This window comes from Caldimonas mangrovi (assembly GCF_023721835.1).
Taxonomy (GTDB): domain Bacteria; phylum Pseudomonadota; class Gammaproteobacteria; order Burkholderiales; family Burkholderiaceae_C; genus Caldimonas; species Caldimonas mangrovi.
Map to the genome: position 1 here is coordinate 1 of NZ_JAMKFE010000034.1, position 4,705 is coordinate 4,705.

Annotated in this window: 5 protein-coding genes; 1 reads left to right on the forward strand and 4 read right to left on the reverse strand. The window is 58.8% G+C overall.

Going from position 1 to position 4,705, the window contains the following annotated elements:
• A partial coding sequence (locus M8A51_RS26675) for an IS3 family transposase (protein ID WP_368408602.1) occupies positions 1-109 on the forward strand: 109 nt, incomplete at its 5' end.
• On the opposite strand, the gene M8A51_RS26015 is transcribed toward M8A51_RS26675, so the two are convergent.
• The 4 genes from M8A51_RS26015 to M8A51_RS26030 form a co-directional block, all read right to left on the reverse strand.
• The gene (locus M8A51_RS26015) at positions 96-758 is read right to left on the reverse strand and encodes a hypothetical protein (protein WP_251781535.1); all 663 of its coding nucleotides are present in this window, start codon (positions 756-758) and stop codon (positions 96-98) included. The genes M8A51_RS26675 and M8A51_RS26015 overlap by 14 nt on opposite strands.
• Entirely contained in the window at positions 755-3,358 is a 2,604-nt protein-coding gene (locus M8A51_RS26020) for an RHS repeat domain-containing protein (RefSeq protein ID WP_251781536.1), read from the reverse strand. The genes M8A51_RS26015 and M8A51_RS26020 overlap by 4 nt, the downstream gene beginning before the upstream one ends.
• 335 nt (positions 3,359-3,693) lie before the next feature.
• Positions 3,694-3,963, reverse strand: a complete 270-nt coding sequence (locus tag M8A51_RS26025; RefSeq protein ID WP_251781538.1) for a hypothetical protein — start codon at positions 3,961-3,963, stop codon at positions 3,694-3,696.
• Between the two features lie 5 nt (positions 3,964-3,968).
• The coding region (locus M8A51_RS26030) for an RHS repeat-associated core domain-containing protein (RefSeq protein ID WP_280926204.1) at positions 3,969-4,705 on the reverse strand (737 nt) is incomplete at its 5' end.

Consider the following 4,705-nt stretch of genomic DNA (forward strand, 5'->3'; position numbering starts at 1 on the left):
CAACTACATCGAGATGTTCTATAACGCCAAGCGGCGCCACGGCACCGCCGGCGGCACTTCGCCATTAGAGTTCGAACGACGCCATTCCCAACGGCTCACGGGTGTCTAGGAAATCCGGGGCGATTCAATGCTTGGATAGCCGGTTGGGGACCCGACTGAACGATCAGCTTCTTGTGAACGCTGCTTTCCCACAATCCACCAAATGAAGGGAGCGGACTCAAATCGAATGCAATGGCGAAATCTCGACTGGGCGCTTTGCGACGAGTCTCGTAGACCAGCTTCATCGGCTCGCCCAGCCAACGGCCCAACTCGATTTCATTGCGCTTGCTGCCCGTCAGCGGAAAGATAGGGTGGCCGAAGCGCGGCTCGCAGCTTTGCGGCTTGTCGTGGTACCGGTCGAGCCAAGGAACGCACTGCAAGGCCGGCGATGTCCATCTCTTACCCGCGGGGCACTCGATCTTGTAGGCATATCCATAGCCACTGTTCCAGCAGCCTTGAGACGGAGTACAGAATGTTCCCATGCAGCGTGCAAGGGACGAGTTAGAGGAGAACTCGACAGAGTAAAACTCCTTCGAAGCAGGGGAGGAATCCAGTTGATTGAGACGAGCAATGCAGGCAGCAATCGGCTCTTCAAACCGTCCTAGCTCTGGATGGCGATCCACCAGCCAGTAGTAGTCGCTGAACGCGTAGGACCCCAGGGGAAACGTAGCGGCGACCCACGCGAACAGCTGAGCAAGACGTGGACAGCGGACGCTCATTCCGTTCCTTTCCATGCTTCATTGATAAAGCCGGTGGACTGCTGCACTCGCCCGAGCGCATCGAAGGCGCGGCTGAGGTTGCGCGCGAGCACGCCCTCGGGGTCGGTGACTTGTTCGGCGGTGCGGTTGCCGGCGTTGTCCAGGGTGTAGGTGATGGTGTTGCCGGCCTGGTCGCTCAAGCCGGTGAGGCGATGGGCGTCGTCGTAGTGGTACTCGACGTAGCTGGCATCGGGCTGGGTGACCCGCTTGAGCAGGCCGGCGGGCTCGTAGGTGTAGCTGGTGGTCTGGCCGGCCACCGTGACGCTGGTCAGGCGCTGGCGCAGGTCGTAGGTGGAGTCACTCACCACGCCGTTGGCGTCCACGCTCTGCAGCACCTGGCCGTGCGGGTTGTAGCGGGTGTGGCGGATCACCTGGCCGGCGGCGTTGGTGACTTGCTTGAGGTCGCCGCGGGTCCACTCAGGCGTGGTGTCGGGGTAGTACTCGTAGGTGGTTACATCGGCCACGTCGGTGCGCGGGCCGTCCTCGCTCAACACCTGGCCGTAGGCGTTGTAGGTGTAGCTCCAGGTGCGAGCGGGGACACCGGCAGCCAACGAAGCCGAGAAGCCTTGAGACCCGTTCGCATCGGTGGTGGCCTGCTCGACGCGTTTGCAGACGACGGCGATGCGCTTGCCGTCGGGCAGCAGGGCAGAAGAGGGAGCGCAGCTCGCGACCGCATTGCCACTGAACGGATCCGGCCTACCGTTGTAGACAACGGTCGTGATGCGACCAGGCTCCGCGACGCGGGTCTCCAGGCGCAGATCGGGGTGCCACTGTGTGCATACCTTGCGGCTGCCTGCAGGCAGCGTGGCGCCTGCACCCATAGAACTCTCGCACATTGACGTGTTTGAGAGGCCCTCGACGCGAGCACTCTGCAAGTTCCTCGACGGGTCATACGCGTAGCAAATGCGCTTGCTGGTGAAATCGTCTCGGCGAACGGCGTTGCCTTGGGCGTCGTACTCGGTGGTGCGCGTGGACGCGGCGCAGCCGGATCCGGCCGGTTGACTCTTCGAGGTCAGCCTCGAGGCGCCCTGAATGCTCGTGGTTTCCAGACCGACGCTTTGCCCGTTAGGCTGCGTGACCAACGTGCCCTCGGGCTGCAGCCACCGATGGTGTCGCCACATCACGGCTGCCTGCGCGTCGTAGGTTTCGGTGACCTGCCACTTCGGCGCAGCAGCCCAGCTCACGGTGTACTTGTCGACGCCCCCAGCGGCTTCGGTGCTGATTGCTCGGCCTTCGGTGTCATAGCCGTAGGTCACTGTGCGTACGTTGTTTTCGTCCAGGATGCCGGTCAGCGCCCACGGATGGGCGGCGTTCTCATAGAGAAACTGCTGCTGCTTCTCGTCGGGCCAAGTGATGCGATGCAGGTTGCCGTGGCTGTCGTAGGCGAACTGGATCGTCTGCTGTGCCGGAGCAGTGAGCTGCTTGATGCGTATCGGCAAGGAAGCCTCAGGCGGCTTCTCGTAGGTGAAGCTGATCGTGCGCCCGTGCTGATCCTGGACCGATAGCAACAGGCCCGGCACCGGAGCAACTGATGCGGGCGTCGAGGTATTGCTGTAGGCGTACGTATGGACAGAGCCCGAAGCGGCTTTGATGTTCAGCAACTGACCGGTGCTGTTGTAGGTCTCATAGGCGCCACGTGCTGCATCGAAGTACCGCCAGCTGCCCGAGACGGAAGTGAGGCTGTCGGCGACGTCGGCGTCGGGCAGATAGCTGCCCGAGCTGCCTTGCACAAAGCTGACCCAACGACCGGCACCACGCGAAGCCTGGATAGTGGGTTTGGATCCTGACTGGAAGACCAGCTTCTTGTGAACGCTGCTCTCCCACAAGGCGCCGAAGGACGGCGGCGGCGCCAGGTTGAAGGGCATGGTTGCGCTCGTGCTGGGGACCTTACGGCGCGTGTCGTAAACCAGCTTCAGCGACTCGCCCAGCCAACGGCCCAACTCGATCTCGTTGCGCTTGCTGCCGGTCAGCGGGTAGATGGGGCGGCCGTAATGTGGCTCGCAGCTCTGTGGTTTGTCGTGATAGTGGTCGCGGATCTGAACACATCGGGAAGCTTCCGCGACGTAGGTCGTTCCTTCGGGGCACATGCATTCACCGTAGCTGGCCGTGCCCGTAAGAGTGAACTGGGACCCGTTGCCCATTCCACTCACGACGCAAAACTTCATCGCGGCCGGAAGTGTTTGGTCGTATTCGCTAACCACACAGCTCGACTGGGAGCCGCAGGAGGGTTTGGGAGTGCGCCGAGCTCGATAGGTGCAACCATAGGCGACCGCGTACGCACGCGGATTCGTACCGTTCGAGCTGACGTTGATGGTGGGAGTGCACTCATTCGTCGAGAACGACACCGTGTAGAGCGCCCCCGCTTGGCCCGAACACCGTTCATTGAGTTTTGCGACGTACTGCTCCCAGACGTCGTGCGGGCTATCTCCCGGAAAAGGGGACTGAAAAAGAATCTTGTTCTGGAAATCGCAAGACAATTGGCTGTCGGAGTACCAAGATCTTTCGGGCGGTAGCACCTGCGCATGCGCGGCTGCCATTTGCAGCAAGAACGAGAGCGCCACAAATATCTGCTTGCAAGAAGGGCCGATTGGCCGCAGTAAGAATCTCATTGCCCATCCCTCATTTTGTATTCCCGTGTCCCACGCATGCGACCCCGCCTTTTGAGCGGCTCGCCATGTATTTCGCTTGCTGCGGGCTTGCATTTTCTCAGCGGTATACAGCATTTCTTGTTCTTGATCGCGCCATGACCCCTTTGTAAGCTTGCTTGCGTTTGGAATTTTATAGGTAAAAAAGAATAATCTAATATTATTTAATTTCGTTTCATGCAGAAATGCTGGCGGCCTCGCAGATTGGAATATTATCCTGCTGGAAATAGAACGTAAGGTAATCTCGGTATTCAAGAAAACCCCTCATTAGAAGGGGGTGTGCTTTTCGGTCTCTGTTTTTTTTTATCTAGCTGATGAAGCTTTTTGAATATTTTGGTCAATATAACGGCCAACAAGATTGCTAAAATTGGTGCAAGGGCAACTATGGCAGTAAGCCGAGGCGTGCCCCCTGTGTTTCCACTAAGAACAAGTAGTGCTGTGATCGCGTCAGGAGATAACAGAACCAGAACGACAAAAAGCAAGATGATCGAGACTGCAAGCATGGCAAGAAATAGCTTCATCATTTTCACCTTCTCGGGCCGATTGTTGGGCCGCAGTAAACCCTGCATTGTTCATGGACGGGGCATGCGTTTTCAATCAGTTCGCAAATCACTCTGCATCCTGCGCGAACTGGGAAAGTCGGACCACGCAGACCGTCCGCACTAGTTTGAATGCTCGGTGCTCGAATCGCCGTGTTGGCACCGGTGGCAGAGCCAATCACTTCTGCAATGTCTTCCGTATGCTGGCGACGCCAATTGTAGTAGCTAACTGTATTATCGGGTGTGCGATAAATAGGGGCGGGCTGGTAGCCGGGGCCAGGCTGAATCCCGGGAAGTGGTATTTGGTTTGTAGATGGTATGGGACCTAAAGGGCGGACAATATTCCACGTGGGAGCACTGCCTCTCAATCCATCTTCGTCAATCGTGCTGGCAGGGTCGCTGAATCCGTATTGGTAGGTATTAATTCCCCCCTCCAATCCAATCGGATCACTTTGAGCGTACCTTCCGATGGTCGCGTCATAGTCCCGATGCCAGTTGTAATGCAACCCGGTTTCTTGGTCGAAGTACTGCCCCGGGAACCTGAGGTTGAAGGTGAAGTTCCCGAGCCCGTCTGGGTTGTTCTCGGCGGCGGTGGACCCGAAGGGCTCGGCGAGCATCCAGCGCCAGCGGCGCTGATCGGCTTGGTTGCGCACCATGCGCGGCGTGTTCAGGTGGTCGACATGGATGTAATAGACCGTGGGCGGGTCATTGGCGGTGGCGCCTG

Bases quoted from the DNA above. Each gene is read 5' to 3' on its own strand.
- M8A51_RS26015 (WP_251781535.1), bottom strand. From the start codon at position 758: ATGAGCGTCCGCTGTCCACGTCTTGCTCAGCTGTTCGCGTGGGTCGCC.
- M8A51_RS26025 (WP_251781538.1), bottom strand. From the start codon at position 3,963: ATGAAGCTATTTCTTGCCATGCTTGCAGTCTCGATCATCTTGCTTTTT.